At 54.5% G+C, this 19,086-nt stretch carries 16 protein-coding genes; 14 read left to right on the top strand and 2 right to left on the bottom strand.

What is annotated here, in order from left to right:
• Nucleotides 1-187: 187 nt before the first annotated feature.
• Genes EYY67_RS16035 through EYY67_RS16015 form a run of 5 tightly spaced genes read left to right on the top strand, consistent with a single transcriptional unit; the run spans nucleotide 188 to nucleotide 4,592 of the window.
• On the top strand, nucleotides 188-1,531 hold the full coding sequence (locus EYY67_RS16035) for a PTS sugar transporter subunit IIC (protein ID WP_095923262.1): 1,344 nt from the start codon (nucleotides 188-190) through the stop codon (nucleotides 1,529-1,531).
• 24 nt (nucleotides 1,532-1,555) lie between these two features.
• Entirely contained in the window at nucleotides 1,556-2,992 is a 1,437-nt protein-coding gene (locus EYY67_RS16030) for a glycoside hydrolase family 1 protein (RefSeq protein ID WP_131693864.1), read from the top strand.
• A 15-nt stretch (nucleotides 2,993-3,007) separates the two neighbouring features.
• On the top strand, nucleotides 3,008-3,325 hold the full coding sequence (locus EYY67_RS16025; RefSeq protein WP_095923260.1) for a PTS sugar transporter subunit IIB: 318 nt from the start codon (nucleotides 3,008-3,010) through the stop codon (nucleotides 3,323-3,325).
• A 38-nt stretch (nucleotides 3,326-3,363) separates the two neighbouring features.
• On the top strand, nucleotides 3,364-4,137 hold the full coding sequence (locus tag EYY67_RS16020) for an FCD domain-containing protein (RefSeq protein ID WP_095923259.1): 774 nt from the start codon (nucleotides 3,364-3,366) through the stop codon (nucleotides 4,135-4,137).
• A 5-nt stretch (nucleotides 4,138-4,142) separates the two neighbouring features.
• Nucleotides 4,143-4,592: a GNAT family N-acetyltransferase gene (locus EYY67_RS16015; RefSeq protein ID WP_095923258.1), complete on the top strand. Its 450-nt coding sequence runs from the start codon at nucleotides 4,143-4,145 to the stop codon at nucleotides 4,590-4,592.
• Here EYY67_RS16015 and galR read toward each other — a convergent pair.
• Nucleotides 4,589-5,596, bottom strand: a complete 1,008-nt coding sequence (gene galR / locus EYY67_RS16010; RefSeq protein WP_131693863.1) for an HTH-type transcriptional regulator GalR — start codon at nucleotides 5,594-5,596, stop codon at nucleotides 4,589-4,591. The genes EYY67_RS16015 and galR overlap by 4 nt on opposite strands.
• Nucleotides 5,597-5,813: 217 nt before the next feature.
• Nucleotides 5,814-6,734 (bottom strand): LysR family transcriptional regulator, encoded by a 921-nt coding sequence (locus EYY67_RS16005; protein WP_119822841.1) that lies wholly within the window; start codon nucleotides 6,732-6,734, stop codon nucleotides 5,814-5,816.
• Nucleotides 6,735-6,853: 119 nt separating this feature from the next.
• On the opposite strand from EYY67_RS16005, the gene EYY67_RS16000 reads away from it, so the two are divergent.
• The 9 genes from EYY67_RS16000 to lplT all read left to right on the top strand — a co-directional run bounded on the left by EYY67_RS16000 (nucleotide 6,854) and on the right by lplT (nucleotide 19,049).
• Nucleotides 6,854-7,825: an amino acid ABC transporter substrate-binding protein gene (locus EYY67_RS16000; protein ID WP_119822840.1), complete on the top strand. Its 972-nt coding sequence runs from the start codon at nucleotides 6,854-6,856 to the stop codon at nucleotides 7,823-7,825.
• Nucleotides 7,826-7,902: 77 nt separating this feature from the next.
• Nucleotides 7,903-8,796, top strand: a complete 894-nt coding sequence (hilA, locus tag EYY67_RS15995) for an L-isoleucine 3(1)-dioxygenase (RefSeq protein WP_119822839.1) — start codon at nucleotides 7,903-7,905, stop codon at nucleotides 8,794-8,796.
• A 62-nt stretch (nucleotides 8,797-8,858) separates the two neighbouring features.
• Nucleotides 8,859-9,590: a 3(1)-hydroxy-L-isoleucine 4-dioxygenase HilB gene (gene hilB, locus EYY67_RS15990; RefSeq protein WP_095923253.1), complete on the top strand. Its 732-nt coding sequence runs from the start codon at nucleotides 8,859-8,861 to the stop codon at nucleotides 9,588-9,590.
• Entirely contained in the window at nucleotides 9,587-10,318 is a 732-nt protein-coding gene (locus EYY67_RS15985; protein ID WP_015696055.1) for an SDR family NAD(P)-dependent oxidoreductase, read from the top strand. The genes hilB and EYY67_RS15985 overlap by 4 nt, the downstream gene beginning before the upstream one ends.
• Before the next feature lie 47 nt (nucleotides 10,319-10,365).
• Nucleotides 10,366-11,622, top strand: a complete 1,257-nt coding sequence (locus EYY67_RS15980) for an ATP-grasp domain-containing protein (protein ID WP_095923251.1) — start codon at nucleotides 10,366-10,368, stop codon at nucleotides 11,620-11,622.
• Between the two features lie 60 nt (nucleotides 11,623-11,682).
• Nucleotides 11,683-12,921, top strand: a complete 1,239-nt coding sequence (locus tag EYY67_RS15975) for an MFS transporter (RefSeq protein WP_131693862.1) — start codon at nucleotides 11,683-11,685, stop codon at nucleotides 12,919-12,921.
• Nucleotides 12,922-13,059: 138 nt separating this feature from the next.
• Nucleotides 13,060-15,318 carry a molybdopterin guanine dinucleotide-containing S/N-oxide reductase gene (locus EYY67_RS15970; protein ID WP_131693861.1) on the top strand — a complete coding sequence of 753 codons (2,259 nt, stop codon included), beginning with the start codon at nucleotides 13,060-13,062 and terminating at the stop codon, nucleotides 15,316-15,318.
• Nucleotides 15,319-15,675: 357 nt separating this feature from the next.
• Nucleotides 15,676-17,841, top strand: a complete 2,166-nt coding sequence (gene aas, locus EYY67_RS15965) for a bifunctional acyl-ACP--phospholipid O-acyltransferase/long-chain-fatty-acid--ACP ligase (protein ID WP_095923248.1) — start codon at nucleotides 15,676-15,678, stop codon at nucleotides 17,839-17,841.
• Nucleotides 17,838-19,049 (top strand): lysophospholipid transporter LplT, encoded by a 1,212-nt coding sequence (gene lplT, locus EYY67_RS15960; RefSeq protein WP_095923247.1) that lies wholly within the window; start codon nucleotides 17,838-17,840, stop codon nucleotides 19,047-19,049. The genes aas and lplT overlap by 4 nt, the downstream gene beginning before the upstream one ends.
• The last annotated feature ends 37 nt before the right edge of the window (nucleotides 19,050-19,086 follow it).

Here is a 19,086-nt window from a genome sequence, read left to right as displayed (position 1 = left end):
TTCGTATTCCGCTATTTTTTGGCATGCCACATTACGCATTTATTCCCGAAATATGGCCGACAGGATGATTTACAGAACCGGAATCTGACTCAGCTTCGTGCGACACCTTTAATTCCTCATTCAATATAAAAGGTGAAGACGAAACCAACACCTGTGAAGTATAGAAAAAAGAAAATGAGGTGCTGTCATGTCACTGAAAGACCGTTTTATCGATTCTCTCGGGGGATTCGCCAATACCTTTAATAGCTTCAGATACATCATGGCTATTAAGGCGTCTTTTATCACGTTAATGCCCGTCATTATTGTGGGGGCATTCTCAGTTTTAATTTCAAATATGGTGATGGATCCGAAAAACGGATTAGCGCATTTTGAAATGTTCTCCTGGCTGGCAACCCTCAAGCCAATCATGAGCAGTATTAACTACGCCACGCTGAGTTTTCTTACCATCGGCGCGGTGTTTTTAATTGGTATTGAACTCGGGAAAATTAACGGCTCGCGGTCGTTATTTCCCGGCCTGCTGGCGGTGATTTGCTTTATTGCCGTTACGCCAACCACCGTCGATATGATGGTTAACGGCCAGATGCAGGAAGTGAAAGATGTGCTGGCAAAGCAGTTCTCTGATACCAAAAGTCTGTTCCTCGGCATGTTTATCGCCATCCTGTCGGTGGAGATTTATTCCCGTCTGGAACGGGTGAACGGCCTGCGCATTAAAATGCCGGAAAGCGTACCGCCAAACGTGTCGGCGTCCTTCTCGGCGTTAATCCCCGCCATCATTACCGTGGTGCTGGTGGCCACATTCGGCTTTGTTTTCCATCGTGTCACCGGCATGTATTTGTACGACGCGGTGTATCAGGTGATCCAGCGTCCGCTGGAATCGGTGATGCAAAGCCTGCCGGGCATTCTGCTGCTGATGTTTGTCGCGCAGTTGTTCTGGGTGATTGGGATCCACGGCAACCAGATGATTAAGCCTATCCGCGAACCGCTGTTGCTCGGTGCCATCATGGTGAACATGACGGCGTTTGAGCAGGGTCACGAGGTGCCGAACATCATCACCATGCCGTTCTGGGATGTGTATATGAGCATCGGCGGCTCCGGCTGCACCATCGGTTTGCTGCTGGCGGTGATGATTGCCACCCGCCGCAAAGAGATGCGCGAAATCGCTAAATTGTCCCTCGGGCCAAGCTTCTTCAACATCAATGAACCGGTGATTTTCGGCATGCCGATCATGCTCAACCCGATCCTCGCCATTCCGTTCATCATCACGCCGCTGATCACCGGCACCATCGGCTATTTTGCCACCAGCCTCGGGTTCGCCGGGCGCGCGGTGGTGATGGTGCCGTGGACCACGCCGCCGGTGATCAACGCCTGGTTGTCGACGGCCGGTTCCATGGGCGCGGTGATCACGCAGATTGGCTGCATTGTGGTGGCGGTACTGATTTATCTGCCCTTCGTGAAAGTGGCCGCGCGTCGTGCCGATCAGGCGCAACTGGAAGCCCTGCAACAGAGCCAGAAACAGGCCGCCACGGCGTAAACCATCCGCAAAAAGAGGGACGTTATGAGTAAGGTTTCCATCGCCATTCCTGACGGATTTATTCTCGGTGCCGCCGCCTCGGCGTGGCAGACCGAAGGCTGGAGCGGCAAAAAAGACGGCCAGGATTCGTATCTGGATCTCTGGTACAAGAACAACCGCCATGTCTGGCATAACGGTTACGGTCCGGCGAAAGCCACCGATTTCATCAACCGTTATCAGGAGGACGTGGCGCTGATGAAAGCCAGCGGGCTGAGCCATTACCGCACGTCAGTCAACTGGTCGCGTTTTCTGACCGACTATGAACTGGGTACGGTCGATGAAGAGTACGCGGCCTATATCGACGACCTGCTCGATGAGATGAAGCGCAACGGCATCGAACCGATGTTGTGCCTGGAGCATTACGAATTACCGGCGTTTCTGATCGAAAAATACGATGGCTGGAGCTCGAAAAAAGTCGTCGACCTGTTTGTGCTGTACGCGGAAAAAGTCTTTGAACGCTTTGCCGGAAAAGTCAGCCGCTGGTTTACCTTCAACGAACCGGTGGTGGTGCAGACCCGCGTGTATCTGGATGCGATCCGCTGGCCGTTCGAGCAAAACACCGCGAAATGGATGCAGTGGAATCATCACAAAGTGCTGGCGACCGCCAAAGTCGTCGAGCTGTTTTACCGTAAGGGATACAACGCCTCAGGCACGGTCGGTGTGATTTTAAATCCGGAAGTGACTTACGCCCGCTCAACAGCGGCGCACGATCAGAAAGCGGCACATTTATACGATTTATTCTATAACCGCGTCTTTCTGGACCCGATGATCAACGGGGAATATCCGCAGGAGTTGCTGGAATTACTGGAAAAACACGGTGTGCATTTTGAGTATTCAGAATCGGAACTGGCGGTTATCCGTAATAATACGGTGGATGAAGTGGGGATTAATCTCTATTACCCGCACCGCGTGAAAGCGCCGTCCCGTGAGTGGAATAAAGAGACGCCATTCCACCCCGCGTATTACTACGAACACTTTGAATTACCCGGCCGCCGGATGAATAAATCGCGTGGCTGGGAAATATACCCGAAAATTATTTATGACATGGCGATGCGCATAAAAACGGATTACGGAAATATTTCGTGGTTTGTGGCCGAAAACGGTATGGGTATCGAAAATGAGGGGCAATTCCGCGATACAAAAAGCGGGGAAATTCAGGACGATTATCGTATTGAATTTATTGCCGAGCATCTTTACTGGACGTTAAAAGCGCGCGAGGAGGGCGCCAACTGTCAGGGATATATGCTCTGGGCCTTTACCGATAATGTGTCGCCGATGAATGCCTTTAAAAACCGTTACGGTCTTATTGAGATTGATCTTGAGAACAACCGTGATCGCCGTCAGAAGAAATCATCTCACTGGTTTAAATCGCTGAGTGAAAGTGGTGTGTTGTCTTTAACACTCGATGATCAGGAAAAATAACCTAAGGAAAACACTATGAAACGAATCGTTTTAGCCTGTTCGGCAGGGATGTCCACGTCGCTGGTGGTCACCAAAATGGAAAAAGAAGCCGCTGCCCGGGGTATGGAATTCCAGATCTACGCCATCCCGGAAAACAATCTGCGCGATGAACTTGAGGCGTACGGGCGGGATATCGTCGCCGTGCTGCTCGGACCGCAGGTGCGCTTTAAGCTGGCAGAGAATAAAAAACTGACGGATGAACATGGCATCCCGATCGCCGTGATCGACATGGTGGCGTACGGCACGTTAAACGGTGCAAAAGTGCTGGATCAGGCGCTATCTCTGATACAGTAACATCCGGTCTTTTTTGTTTTTTGCATCAGGGTGATTGTGTGGAAAAAGGTGTGGTTTCGCAGGACAGAAAGCAGTATCAGGAAATCGGGCACGACCTGCGTGAGCAAATCAAGCAAGGGCATTTCGCTGTAGGATCCCGCCTGCCGCCCGAAAGGAACATGGCGGAAACCTACGGTGTCAGCCGGACAATTGTGCGCGAAGCCTTACTGATGCTGGAACTGGAAGGCACGGTGGATATCCGTCAGGGTTCCGGTGTGTACGTGATCCGCATTCCTTCTCAGGAAGAAGGCGAAGACGAACTGATGTATCAGGGGCAGATCGGCCCCTTTGAAATCTTGCAGGCGCGGCAGTTGCTCGAGAGCAATATTGCCGCGTTTGCCGCCAAAATGGCCACCAAAGCCGATATCGAAAACCTGCGCCGGACGCTGGAGCAGGAACAAATCGCCATCGTCGCCAATGACGAAAGCGGCGATAACGACCGGTTGTTTCACCTGCTGATTGCCGGTGCGACGCAAAACCAGATGCTGCTCGATTCGGTGAAAAATATCTGGATGCACCGGGATTCCAGCCCGTTGTGGAAACAGTTACACAGTCATATTGCCACCCGCGGTTACCGGCTGAAATGGCTGGCTGATCATCAGAATATTTTGGCCGCACTGCGCCGCCGCGACGTCATGGGCTCGTATCAGGCGATGTGGCAGCACATGGAAAACGTCAAAAATACCCTGATGGAATTGTCGGATGTGGATGCGCCGGAATTCGACGGCTATCTGTTTGAATCCGTGCCGATTTTTCAGGGTAAGCTGGTCTGAACAGGATGCAGATTATTAACCTGAGCGAACGCCCTGAATTTCAGGATGCGGTGACAGACTGGCTGTGGCAGGCGTTTGGCAGCGAAAACAGCCGTGAATTCTTTGCCAGCGTGGTGAAAAGCGGTCTGACCGGCGCGGATTTGCCGCAAACTTTTATTGCCCTTGATGGCGACCGGCTGGCGGGCACCGTCGGGCTATGGCGATGTGATCTGATCAGCCGTCAGGATCTGACGCCGTGGCTGGCCGCGTTATACGTGGATGAGGCGTTCCGCTCACGCGGGCTGGGGCAGCAGTTACAGGCCTTCGTTCTGGAACAGAGCCGCCGCAGCGGCTTCCGTGAACTCTATCTGTACGCTGAATTTACCGGCTATTACGAGCGTTTTGGCTGGAACTACATTGGCGATGCGCTGGATTATCCGGACAAGCCGGTACGCGTCTATCACCAGTCACTCTAGGAGTTTGACGGGCTGCTGACCGAGTGACGGCGCACCAGCGTCGGGCTGAACATATGGGTGGTTTCCGGCAAAGGCTGACCGTTTGCCAGTGCCAGCGCCAGTTGCGCGGCCTGATTCGCCATCGCCACCACCGGATAACGCACCGTGGTCAGACGCGGGCGCAGGTAGCGTGAAATCAGCACATCATCAAAGCCAATCAGCGAAATCTCGCCCGGCACATCAATACTGTTATCGCTTAATACCGACAGCGCACCGGCGGCCATCGGGTCGTTGTAGCAGGTCACCGCCGTAAACCCTTTCCCCAGTCCCAGCAGATCCGCCATGGCTTTTTCGCCCCCGATTTCATCCGGTTCCGCGTAAGCAATCAGCTTGTCATCGACAGGAATGTTGTGCTCGGTAAGGGCGTCGATATAGCCCTGCAGGCGGTCACTGGCATCGGAAATGCCGTGGTTGGAGCATAAAATCGCGATGCGCTGATGTCCGGCCTGGATCAGATGACGTGTCGCCAGCCAGGACCCGTAGCGGTCATCAAGTGCGATACAGCGTTGCTCAAAGCCCGGTAAGGTGCGGTTAATCAGCACCATGCCCGGAATTTGCTGCATCAGGCTGGTCAGTTCATCCTCCGGCAGCATTTTGGCGTGAACCACTAACGCCGCGCAGCGGTGACGGATCAGTTGCTCAATGGCCTGACGTTCTTTTTCAACGTTATGGTAGCCGTTACCAATCAGCAGAAAGTTACCGGTGGCGTAGGCCACCTGTTCGACCGCCTTCACCATTGCGCCAAAAAACGGATCGGAAACATCGGCCACGATCAGCCCCAGCGTTTCCGTCGCCTGTTGGGCGAGGGCACGGGCGTTGGCATTCGGATGATATTGCAGATGCTGCATGGCGTTCTGTACGGCTTCCCGCGAACTGTCACTGGCTTTCGGGGAATGGTTGATCACGCGTGAAACGGTCGCAACCGATACGCCAGCCAGTTTTGCTACATCCTTAATTGTCGCCATAACACTTCCGTTTTCCGTGAGGGTAATCGTTTACACCAACCAGTTTTGCGGAAAAGAGCGGTGGCTGCAAGGAGGATGATCGCAACTTTGGGATGCAAGAACGATGTAACAGAAAAAATTCGTGCAGCTTTTACGCCCCGCCGTGCGAAAGGGCGGCGGGAGCGGGGGAGATGGCGAAACGCGTGGCCCACGTAAACGTCATTCCCCTTGCTTCTGACTACACCTTTCCTTCTTCCTTAATCCACTGCATAAAATCATCGATAAACACTCTTGTTTTAAGCGGCAGCAGTTTATTGGGCAGGGTGATGGCGTAGGTGTTGCGCGGCAGAGGATTCTCCACCCGCCATTCAGGCAGGACGCGACGTAATTTACCATTAGCGATATAGCGGTTGGCGATGAAGGTGGGGATCAGCGCAATGCCGACACCTTGCAGGATGGCATCAATCATGGCGTCGCTGTTATTGATCATCAACCGTGGAACCAGCGTCACAGTCTCCATGATTTCATTGTGCCAGAAGCGCCAGGGACCGCGAAATTGCCGTTCATCGGGGAAAAAAATATTGTGTTTGATGAGACCTGCCGGGAAATCCGGCAGCACTTCGTCGTAATCCGCAGCACAAACCAGCACGTAATCGATAGGCATCAGGGCGCGGGCGACCATGTTCTCCGGCGGGCTTTCGGTGACGCGCAGTGCCAGATCGTAAGCGTCCTGCGTCAGATTAGTGACGCGATCGGTCAGCGACAGCTCGACATTTATTTCGGGATAGCGGCGTAAAAACGCGGGCAAAAAAGGGGTGAGGAGGATCTTACCCAGGGTGTTAGGCGCGGTGATCCGCAAAACACCCTGAGGGGTATCGCTGAAGCTATCCGCCCGGGAGAAAAGGGTCTGCGTAGCCGAGAGTACCGTCAGCGCCTGCTGGTAAATTTCCAGTCCGACTTCGGTGATGGCGACAGAGCGGGTCGAGCGGGTAAATAACACCACATTGAGGCGTTTCTCCAGCCGGTCAATCATCCTGCTTACCGAAGAGGGAGCCAGCGACGTCTCCCGTCCTGCCGAAGAAAAACTCCCTTTTTCAACCACCTGGATAAAAACGGACAAACTGGGAAGCAGTTCGGCTAACTCATTTGTGCTTTTCACGCATAGCTCTTTTGTTTCTGGAATATCTATCCAAATTATCATCAAGCCGTATGATGTTCAACAGAGGCAATCTTCGGTGCGGATTGGCCATAATAGTCAATTTATTTAGTAGGTTAGCTATGTTAAACCAAACGGTTGTTGAACGGATACGCCAGCATGATGTGCTGAATGTTGGGGTTAGTCTGGGTTTTAAGGGATTGTCGTTTCGTAATGCATTACACAATAGCTGGGAAGGATTCGACATTGATTTAGCCCGGGCGGTCGCGGTGGCAGTATTAGGTGATGTCGGAAAAATTCACTATATGCCGTTGCAGTCCGGTGACCGGTTTCGGGCGCTGCGTGACGGCGTGATTGATCTGGGGTCATTTAATTCCAGCATCACCTTCCAGCGTGAAGCAGAGTCAGACGTCAGTTTTGTTCATCCGATGCTGTTTGATGGCGAAGTGCTGATGACCCCGGCGAGTAATTTGCTCGAACCCGTGGAACAGGCAAGCTATACCCGCGAGCGCCGGATAGCGGCCATGCGCGGATCCACCACTGAAGAGAACCTGAAACGTTACTTTGGAAATTTAAATCTCTCCTGCGAGATCCGCCTGTTTGATTCGCCGACGCAGGCCCGTCAGGCTTATCAGCAAGGCGAATGCAATATCTACTGTCTCGATTCCTATCTGCTGGCCGGTGAACGTGCGCAGCTGAGAGACAAAGAAGCGCATATTATCTTGCAGGATCGCATCTCGCTGGAAGCCATGTCACCGGCAGTGTCCTCTCATGACACGCAGTGGCTGAAAGCGGTGACCTGGATCATGCGTACGCTGATAGAAGCGGAAAACTTGCAGGTCACCAGCAAAAACATTCTTGAAATGAGTCAGGAGGCGACGGGTTACCTGCACACCTTCCTTTATCCGTCCGAGCAGCATTGTAAAAATCTGGGGCTGCGTCCTGATTTTATCCGCGCGATCATTCATCAGGTGGGCAATTACGGAGAAATATTCCAGCGTAATTTGGGGAAATACTCAGAGCTTAACCAGCCGCGTCGTGATAATAATTTATGGTCACAAGGGGGAATGCTGTATTCGCCTTTATTCATCTGATATCTGATTTATCCAGACCCTTTTAATAACAATTTTTTGTGCGTTTATTATTTTAATATTTCTTTGGCAGGAACATCATGAGTGAGTTATTGGCTGAAAAACAGCAAGAGATAGTATTGTCCGGTTCAGTAAAAAAGAATTTCGGTTATTTAGAGACACAGCCTGATAATGTCGATTTTAGCATTATCAAGAATATTATTCTGCACGGTCATCATCAGGGTAATGTTCTGTATATCATCCGTAATTTTGCGAATAAAAAAATCTGTCAGGATGTGGCTGAAAACTTTAATCAGATGGTGAATCGCAACGGGGGCGGAAACCGCGCCGATGACGGTTTTGTTCTGACCAATCAGATTGGCGCCACGCAGTTTTCACGTAACGGTGAAAACTATATGGCGGAAGTGAACCGGGTCAACGCCAGTGTGGCAGAACTGATGTCCGTCGCGGACAGCTATGCCACCGAATCGCTGTTCCTCAACCGCACGCTGGAAGATTTATTCCTTGATGAAGGCATCCATTTTGGTCCGGCGCGTTATAAGAATTCTTACGCCTGTTTTGCCACGTTCCGTCGCTGGCTGGATAACGGTGTCATGTCGCTGATGCCTCATGAAGACCGCGCACAGCTTAAGTTTGCGCAGCAGGATGATTTTGAAATTGCCGATGCCATGACGGTGACCGCCTTTAATGTGTGCCTGGAAGCGGCGCAGGGCGGTGGCGAATTGAAAATGTGGAACCTCGATCCGGATGAGCCCTGCCGCGCCCGCTTTGGCGTGACGGACACCGGTTATCCCTATCCTCCGCAGCTGTTGCAGGGCGTGGAATCACTCTCCGTGCGACTGAATGCCGGGGATATTTACTTCATGAACGCCTGCCATCTGCACGGCGTCAGCAGCGTGAGTCAGGGAAGTCGCCTTACGGCCGGGCGCTTTATTGGCAGACTCAATAATAGCAAAGTGGTGTACTGGACCTAGCGGAAGTGAATTAACCATGGTGATTCATTCTCTCTTTGTCCTGAATTAATAACGAGTCTTATATGGAACATGTTAATCATCTTGCCGCCGGAGGATATGCATTTATTCCCGGCAGTTATTATCAAACGTTGCCTGACGTAAATTACGCGAATAAAGATATTTTTCTTTCTGAACTTGAACAGTTAAAACTGGCGTATGAACAACTGACACTGGATCCTTATTCTGCGGGAAATCGCTGGCGCGGTTATGCGCAATGCCGTCGCAATCCGCAGGGTGAACTCAGTTTTGGTCATTTTACGGAATATAAGCAAACTAAAAAATACAATCCGGATACCGGCGGTATTGTTCGCCATTATCCTTTGCTGCCCGAAAATATTACCGCTAACCGCCTGATGCAGGCGATTTTGCAGGATGACATCGCTTTTGTTGAAGCCTACGGGCGTATCGGGCCAATGGAAGAACTGAGTGTCGGCATTCATTTATTCCGCTATGAAGCGCAGTGCGATGCTCCCGCGTACAGCTCGCCTGTCTGGCTGCACAAAGATGATGAGGATGTGGTGTTTGTGCACCTGATCCATGCCTCCGACAACATGCTGGGGGGCGACAATCTGATTGCCCCGAACCCTAAAAATATTGAGCGGGTGCTGCGCCTCGAGGCGTTATTCGACACGCTGGTGGTCAATCACGACAAATACCATGCCGTGACACCCATCGGCTGCCGCCAGCCGGGAGAGACGGCACTGCGTGACATCATTCTGGTGACGTTCCAGCGCACGATGAAGGAAGCAGCATGAGCCTGAAACATAAAGCATTTATCACGGGCGCCTCCAGTGGTATCGGTCAGTCGATGGTGGCGGCCTATCTGGCTGCCGGTTATGCGGTAGAGGGCATTGACTGTTCCCCGTCCGTTTTCGCCAATGAACCTGACTACGTTCATCACCAGCTGGATATTACCGATTCAGTGCGCCTGGATGGCGTGTTTGAAGCAGCAGAATACGCCAGCGATAACAATGTCTTAATAAACTGCGCCGGTACGCGTGAAATCTGCCGTATCGATGAATTATCCCTCTCACTGTGGGAACGTGTTTTTGCCGTCAACGTGACCGCCAGCTTTGTTGCCGGACGTGCATTCTGCCAGCAACTGGTTCGCCATAACCTGCCCGGCAATGCCGTCAATATCGCCTCGGTCTCCGGTCTGATGGGCGAGCCTGACCGCACCGCCTACGTCTCATCAAAGCACGCCGTGATCGGCCTGACGAAACAGCTGGCGCTGGAATACGGCAAACATCACATCCGGGTCAATGCCATTGCGCCCGGCGTTATCCGCACGCCGCTCACTGAACCCTACTATGACAACCCGGCACAGATGGAGAAGATCCAGCGGGGTCAGTTCCTGCCTGTGCTGGGCGAAACGCAGGATGTGGCACAAGCGGCAATGTATCTCACCTCTTCTGATGCGCGATTTGTGACCGGCTCCACGCTGGTGATCGATGGCGGCTGGACGATTGGTAAAGACCTTTAATCCGATGGCCGGCATAACGGCCACAACTGACCTGCAGGAGTTTTACGATGAACAACACCTATATTTTGATCCTTGGCGGCGAGTTTGCTTTACGTGAGCGTGTGCTGGCGGGGGCGTTACGTGCCTCAGGCGGAATGCGGGTACTGACGATGGCAAAAAACCGCACCACGCCGACCATCAAATTTTTCGACGGCTTTTTACCGGGAGATGTCGCCGATGCAGAGGCTGTGCTGCGTGCTGTACAGGCTCATCAACAGGAAACCGGTGAAACCCCTGCGGCGGTGATCCCGATGAACGACTTCACCGTGCGCGCCGCCAGCCTGCTGACGGAGCATTACCAGCTTCACGGCAATGATTGCCAGACAATCACCAACTGCCGTGACAAATTTGTGATGAAGCAAATCCTGCAAGATGCCGGTCTGCCGGTGCCTCGCTTCGCTGCGTTTCGCACCCTCAGCGAGCTGAAAAACCTGATCGCAGAGTTTGGTCTGCCGGTGGTGATTAAACCGCGTGAACTGGCGGGCAGCCTGGGCGTGTTGAAAATCAGTCACGAACAGGAAATCGAAGAAGTGTTTGCCCGCTGCGTTACCGATGTGATTTCACTCAATGGTGAATCCTTTGCGCCGGAAGACTTGTTCCAGGTCGAGGAATATGTCCCGGCCTGGCAGGAAGTCAGCGTGGAGGTGATCAATCAGGGCGACTATCACCGGGCCATGGCGGTTACCGACAAATATCTCGGTGAAGAGCCGAACTTTGTCGAAGTGGGCCACAGTATGCCGTCGCTGCACAGTGACAATCAGGCCCTGCGTGACATCGCTGAACGCGCCTGTCATGCCCTGGGGATCCGTTACGGGGTGGCGCACTTTGAAGCCCGTATTACGCCAGCCGGTGAGATCAAAATCATCGAAGTGGGGGCGCGTACCGGCGGCGACACCATCATGGATCTGGTGGAAAGAACCTACGGCATCAACCCGTATGAACTGCACGTACTCAGCCATCTGAACAAACTCAAACCGCTGCCGGAGACGCTCGAGCCGCGCGGCCTGAGCGCCGTCGCTTTTATTAAAGCCGACGTGGGCGTGATCGAGAAAATCACCTTGCCCGCCAGCCTGCCCGATCATGTGGTGAATATGCAGGTTACCGCTAAGCCGCTTGATTTGTCGAAAAAGCTGGTGTCGTGGAAAACCCGTGAAGGTTCCGTCGAGTATTTCTGGCCACAGCGTGCCGCAGAACCGGGTTTTGACGAGCACTTAACGATTGCTGATCAATACGCCCGTTCGCTGTTTACCCTCCGTCAGGCCTGATATCCCCCGAGCCACCTCATGCGGGGTGGCTCCCGAACTTTTTTTAAGGAAAGCAACGATATGAACAGTGATCGTTTTGGATTAAAACGTTTCGTCTTTTCCCGCTTTGCCGGGTCACTGTGCGATCAGTTTCTGCTGTTTGCCGTGCCGCTGGCGATTTTGAAAGCGACCGGTTCCCTTACCTTTTCCTCGCTGGCATTCGTGATTGAATGGCTGCCGCGCATTCTGTTTTTCCCGCTGTCAGGTTTTCTGGCTGACCGTATTAAGCCCCGTTTTATCTTCTTTAACGTGGAAGCCGGACGCTGCGTGTTAATGGTGGTCGCTTTCCTGACCCTGACCTTTCATCCCGGCGCCACATTTCCGGTGCTGGCGGTCATGATGGCGCTGCTGTCAGTGGCCTATGTCCTGAACTTTGTCGCCACTGAGGCGCTGTTACCGCGCCATATCCCCGCAGAGACGCTGCCGAAAGCCCATTCCATGTTACAGGGTGTCGACCAGACCACGCAGGTTCTCGGCCCGGCGCTGGCAGTGGCCATTTCCGTCTATGGTGGCGTCGGGGCGATTTTAGCCTGTGCCGCCGTGCTGTTTGCCGTTTCTGCCATCAACTATCTGTTCCTAGAAACGCATGACCTTGAAGTGGCAGAGAAGATGAGTCTGCGTTCCATTTTGCAATCCAACATGACGGCGATTCAGGTGCTTAAGCAGAATAAAATCCTGCTGCATCTGTGTGCGCTGACCTGGGTGGTGAATCTGGTCTACGGTGCGGCGCTGGTGGTGAGTGCGGCGGTGATCCTCAAAGAGTTTCATCTGCCTGAGAGTTACTTTGGCGTATTACAGACCTCGGCGGCGCTTGTCACCATCGTGACGTTTTTCTTTGTACCGCGGATTGCCAAACGCTTCGGGCTTTCCACGCTGGGAACCCTGTCGTTTTGCGGCATGATATTGTCAGGTGCGCTGATGTCGCTTTCACTCGATTACGCGATGTATCTGGCCGGTTACGCCTTACTGATGGCGTTTGACGGCGCATTCAGCGTCTACCTGCGCACCTTACGCAGCCAGATTATTCCGCAGAAACATCTGGGGAAAACCATGGGGCTTATTGGTCTGATGAATATGTGTTCGGTCCCCGTGAGCGGTCTGGCGGTGACAGCACTGGCAGGCAGCTTTATGCCGTTGCAAATCATCGCCATCATTTTGATTTTTGCGCTGATCTTAGGATTGATGTTGATCGTCATTGGCCGCCGCGCGTTCGGCTACAACAGCTGGCTGCCGCCGGTCATCGCGCAGCCGCAGGCCTGAAAGGATCATCTCTTTTCAAACGATAAATAATGGGGAGAAAATCCCCTTTTCGGTTTATCCACATTTGTGCTTTGAGTTATCAGCGCACTGAATGGTATTTTTAAGGCCATTTATCTGCGCTGAGAAAAAACAGACATTATGTCGATAAAACGCTATCCGCAACTGGCCCACTGGGGCGCTTATACCGCCGTGGTGGAAGATGGCCGGTTGATCCGCTGCGAGCCTTATCAGGCCGATGCCGATCCTTCCCCTTTACTCGATTCCATTGCGCCGCTGGTTTATTCCGACAAACGTATCCGCAAACCGGCAGTGCGCCGCTCGTGGCTGAAACACCGCGAAAACAGCGATCGCTCGCTGCGTGGCCGTGAAGATTTCGTCGAAGTGGACTGGGATCTGGCGCTGGATCTGGTGGCTGAAGAGAATAAACGCGTACGTGACCGCTACGGTGCGTCCGGTATTTTCAACGGCTCTTACGGCTGGTCATCCGCCGGTCGTCTGCATCATGCCCGTTCGCTGGTGCGTCGTTTTTATTTCACCGGCGGCGGTGGCGTGGATCAGCAGGGCAACTACAGCTGGGGTTCGGCGCAGTTCTTCCTGCCGTATGTTATCGGGACGTTTACCCCGCTGACCGGGCGCGTGACCTCGTGGCCGAGCGTGGTGGAACATGCTGAGATCCTGGTGGCGTTCGGCGGACTGGCGTTGAAAAATGCGCAGGTGGCGTCCGGCGGCGCAGTGGAACATACCCTGAAACCGGCACTGGAACAGCTGGCGAAGAAAGGCACCCGGGTCATTAACATCAGCCCGATGCGCGACGACTGCCCGGAATTCGTTAATGCCGAGTGGATCCCGATCCGCCCGAACACCGACGCCGCGCTGATGATGGCGGTCGCCTATGAAATTCAGCGCCGCGATGCGCAGGACGACGCGTTTCTGGCCAGCCACTGTGTCGGTTATCCGCAGCTTGCCGCCTATCTGCGTGGCGACACAGACGGCATCCCGAAAACCCCTGACTGGGCGAGCGACATCACCGGCGTACCGGCTGAACGTATTGCGCGTCTGGCTGACGATCTGATCGGCGTACGCAGCTTTATCACCTGTTCCTATTCCGTGCAGCGCGCCCACCGCGGCGAGCAACCTTACTGGATGATGATCGCCATCTCCGCCATGCTCGGGCAGGTCGGTTTGCCGGGCGGCGGCTTCTCGTTCGGTCATGGCTCGATGAACAGCGTGGGCAATCCGCGTTATGACACGCCGGGGCCAGCCGTCAGCGCCGGACCGAATCCGTCCGGTTTGTCGATCCCGGTGGCGCGTATCAGCGACATGTTGCTCAATCCCGGCCAGCCGTATGAATTCCAGGGCGAGACGCTGAATTATCCTGATATCCATCTGGTGCACTGGGCGGGCGGTAATCCGTTCCATCATCATCAGCAGCTTAACCGTCTGGTGGAAGGCTGGCAGAGACCGGACACGGTGATTGTGCAGGATAACGTCTGGACACCGGCGGCGCAGATGGCGGATATCGTGCTGCCCGCGACGACCTCGCTGGAACGTAACGATATCGGCGGATCGTCGCGTGACCGCTTCGTGCTGGCGATGCATCAGGCGATAGCGCCTCAGCATCAGGCGCGTAACGATTTTGATATTTTCGCGGATATTGCGGATCGTCTCGGTTATCGCGAGCAGTTCACGCAAGGGCGCAATGAAGATCAGTGGCTGCGCCATATTTACCGTCAGTGCGGTGAGGCACAGAAAGGCACCGGCGTGGAATGGCCGGACTTCGAAACGTTCTGGGAGCGCGGTTTTGTTGAACTGCCGATGCCGGAAAAAGATTACGTGTTCTTCGAGGAATTCCGCAAAAGCCCGCGCGCTAATCCGCTCGGCACGCACAGCGGCAAAATCGAACTGTTCTCTGAAACCATCGCCGGTTACGGTTACAAAGATTTTGCGCCGCATCCCGAATGGCAGCCGCCGGTGGAATGGCTGGGGGCAGAAAGCGCGAAACAGTGGCCGCTGCACCTGATTTCCATCCAGCCGAAAGATCGTCTGCACAGCCAGCTTGATCAGTCTCCGCTGGCGCAGGCGAACAAAACCGCCGGAAAAGAGACGCTGTTTATGCATCCGGAAGATGCGGGCAGCCGTCAGCTGAAAAACGGCGACCGGGTGAAAGTGCACAATACACGCGGCAGTTGTCTGGCGGGCGTGTCGCTGAACGACGGGATCACGCGCGGCGTGGTGCTGATGTCCACCGGCGCCTGGTTTGATCCGGGCTTTGGCGGTCAATGGCAGGAAACCGAGCAAGCCGGCAACCCGAATGTGCTGACGCTCGACATCGGCACGTCGCGTCTGACGCAGGGGCCGAACGCCATGAGCTGCTTAGTCGACGTTGAGGCTGTTTAGCGTCTTTTTAATCAGTTAGGCTCTTTTGAGATAAATCGGGCCTATTTTCACCACTGGTTACATTTTGCGGGATTATGTTTCGATTGCCTGCTGGCGGTAGATCTCATAAACCAGCTAAATTGAACGTCCCAGAGGTATTGATTGGTGAATCATCAACGTGCTCTGCATGTTGATACCGATTAAATTTGCACCAACCTACGCGGATGCGTAGGTTTTTTTTTGCCTCAATTCCGGCACACCGATCAGTTCCCTCCTAAACTCTCTCTGACTGTCGTCATTTTTCAGCGGCTTATAGTATGCTGTTTCCCCAACCTTTTTCTTTCAAGATCAGGGATGACACATAAGGAGATGGCAAACATGTATAACTTTCTTTTCGCCGCGTTCAGGTGGCTTTTCCGTCTGATGTTCAGGGTTACGGTGACCCCGGTGAAAAACAACTTTGATTACCCGCGTTTAATCCTCACGCCTAACCATGTTTCGTTTATTGACGGCATGCTGCTGGTGCTTTTCCTGCCGATCAAACCGGTATTTGCGGTGTATTCCAACATCACGGACAGTTGGTTTATGCGCTGGCTGAAACCCTACGTGGATTTCATGCCGCTGGATCCGACCAAACCGATGGCGATCAAGCATCTCATCCGTCAGGTCGAAAAAGGGCGTCCGGTGATTGTGTTCCCGGAAGGCCGCATCACGGTGACCGGCTCACTGATGAAGATTTATGACGGCGCGGCCTTTGTGGCGGCGAAGTCTGGCGCAACGGTGATCCCGGTGCGTATCGACGGGGCGGAATACACGCCGTTTGGCCGCCTGTTCGGCAGCTTTAAAATCCGCTGGTTCCCGAAAGTCACTATCAACCTGTTACCGCCAACCACCATTCCGATGCCGGAGGCCGCACGTTCCCGCGACCGCCGCGTGCTGGCCGGTGAGCACTTACATCAGATCATGATGCAGGCGCGCATGGACACCCGCGAGCCGCAAACGCTGTATCAGGCGCTGCTGTCTGCGCAAACCCGTTATGGCCGCCGCAAACCCTGCATCGCCGATATCGCCTTCAAAGAAGATTCCTATCAGGGCCTGCTGAAAAAATGTCTCGGTGTCAGCCGCATACTGCAACGTTTTACCCGCGAAGGTGAGCACGTCGGCATGCTGCTGCCGAATGCCACCATCATGGCGGCGGCGCTGTTTGGCGCGTCGATGCGCAACCGCATTCCGGCGCTGCTCAACTACACCGCCGGGGCGAAAGGGCTGCAAAGCGCGATGAAAGCCGCGCAGATCAAAACCATCGTGACCTCCCGCCAGTTCCTTGAGAAAGGCAAACTGACGCATCTGCCGGAAAATGTGCCGGAGGCGAACTGGGTCTATCTGGAAGATCTGAAAGATACCGTGACCACGCAGGATAAGCTGTGGATCCTGTTCCATCTGATCTTCCCGCGCCGTGCGATGTTGCCGCAACAAGCCGACGATGCGGCGCTGGTGCTGTTTACCTCCGGCTCAGAAGGCAATCCGAAAGGGGTGGTGCATTCCCACGCCAGCCTGCTGGCGAACGTTGAGCAAATCCGTACCGTGGCTGACTTCACGCCGCGTGACCGCTTTATGTCGTCGCTGCCGCTGTTCCATGCCTTTGGCCTGACGGTCGGCTTGCTGACCCCGCTGATGACCGGCGCGCGGGTATTCCTGTATCCCAGCCCGCTGCATTACCGCATCGTGCCGGAACTGGTTTACGACCAGAACTGTACCGTGCTGTTCGGCACCTCAACCTTCCTCGGCAATTACGCGCGCTTTGCGCATCCGTATGATTTCGCGCGGTTGCGTTATGTGGTGGCGGGGGCGGAAAAACTGTCTGAAAGCACCAAAGAAATCTGGCAGAACAAATTCGGTATCCGCATTCTGGAAGGCTACGGCGTGACCGAATGTGCGCCGGTGGTGGCAATTAACGTGCCGATGGCGACCAAAGTGAATACCGTCGGTAAGATTTTGCCGGGCATGGAATCACGTCTGATTACCGTTCCGGGAATCGAAGAAGGCGGTCGCCTGCAACTGCGCGGGCCGAACATCATGAAAGGTTACCTGCGCGTGGAAAATCCGGGCGTACTGGAAAGGCCACAGGCTGAAAATGCCGCAGGCGAGATGCAGGCGGGCTGGTATGACACCGGTGATATCGTCACGCTGGATGAAAAAGGTTACTGCGCCATCCGGGGGCGCGTGAAGCGTTTTGCCAAACTGGCAGGGGAAATGGTCTCGCTGGAAAGTGTCGAACAACTGGCGATCAGCGCGTCACCGGATAAACAGCACGCGGCGACCTCACGCAGCGATGCCAGCAAAGGCGAGGCGCTGGTGCTGTTCACCACCGATCCTGAATTACGTCGCGATGCGCTGAGCAAAGCCGCCCGTGAACTCGGGCTGCCGGAGCTGGCGGTGCCGCGTGATATTCGTGTCGTTAAAGCCTTACCGTTGCTGGGCAGCGGTAAACCCGATTTTGTCACCCTGCGCGAGATGGCAGAAAAACCGGAGAGTGAGGCATGAGTCAGCCTTCAGTGGCGGCCGCCGGGCCGCTGATGTCAAAAAGTATGACCGCCGTGATTGTGGCGCAGTTCCTGTCGGCTTTTGGCGATAACGCCCTGCTGTTTGCCGCGCTGGCATTGATCAAACAACAGCTGTACCCCGACTGGAGTCAGCCGGTGTTACAGATGGCGTTTGTGGCGACCTATATTATCCTCGCGCCGTTTGTCGGGCAGTTCGCTGACAGCTTCTCTAAAGGCCGCGTCATGATGGTCGCCAACCTGCTGAAACTGGCAGGGGCGGCGGTGATTTGCGCCGGAATGAACCCGTTCCTCGGTTATACACTGGTCGGCATCGGTGCCGCGGCATATTCACCGGCGAAATACGGCATTCTCGGCGAGATCGCCAGCGGCGAACAGCTGGTAAAAGCCAACGGCCTGATGGAAGCCTCAACCATTGCCGCGATCCTGCTGGGGTCGGTGGCCGGTGGGGCGCTGGCGGACTGGAGCATTCTGGCGGCGCTCGGTATCTGCGTGCTGGCTTACGGCGCGGCGGTAGCGGCGAACTGGTTTATTCCGAAGCTTAACCCGGCGCGTCCGGGGCAGTCGTGGAATCCGGCAAACATGAGCCGGACATTTTTCTCCGCCTGTAAAACACTGTGGCAGGACGGCGAAACCCGCTTCTCGCTGATGGGCACCAGTTTGTTCTGGGGCGCAGGCGTGACGCTGCGCTTCCTGCTGGTGCTGTGGGTGCCGGTGGCGCTGGGTATCACCGATAACAAAACCCCGACGTTGCTCAACGCCATGGTGGCGATCGGGATTGTGCTGGGTGCGGGCGCGGCAGCGAAACTGATCCGTCTGGACACCGTCAAACGCTGCCTGCCCGCGGGCGTTGCCATCGGCATTGCCGTGGTGGTATTTGCGTTACAAACCAGCATGTTGAGTTCCTACATTGTGCTGGTGGTGGTGGGGATCCTGGGCGGTTTCTTTGTGGTGCCGCTGAATGCGTTGTTACAGCATCGCGGGAAAATCTCTGTCGGCGCGGGGAATGCCATTGCCGTGCAGAACCTTGGAGAAAACACCGCCATGCTGCTGATGCTCGGTCTGTATTCGCTGGTGGTGATGGCGGGTGCGCCGGTAGTGGCAATTGGCATCGGATTCGGTGTGGTGTTCGCGCTGGCGATCGCCGGGTTGTGGATCTGGAAGAACATGCAGAAACGCCGTCTGGCGTAATGTTATTTGGCATAAAAGAAAAGGGCGCTCAGCGCCC

The organism is Rahnella victoriana, assembly GCF_004330295.1.
Lineage (GTDB): Bacteria > Pseudomonadota > Gammaproteobacteria > Enterobacterales > Enterobacteriaceae > Rahnella > Rahnella victoriana.
Note: the sequence above shows the minus strand (reverse complement) of the source record. Positions and strands in the feature narration are given on the sequence as shown.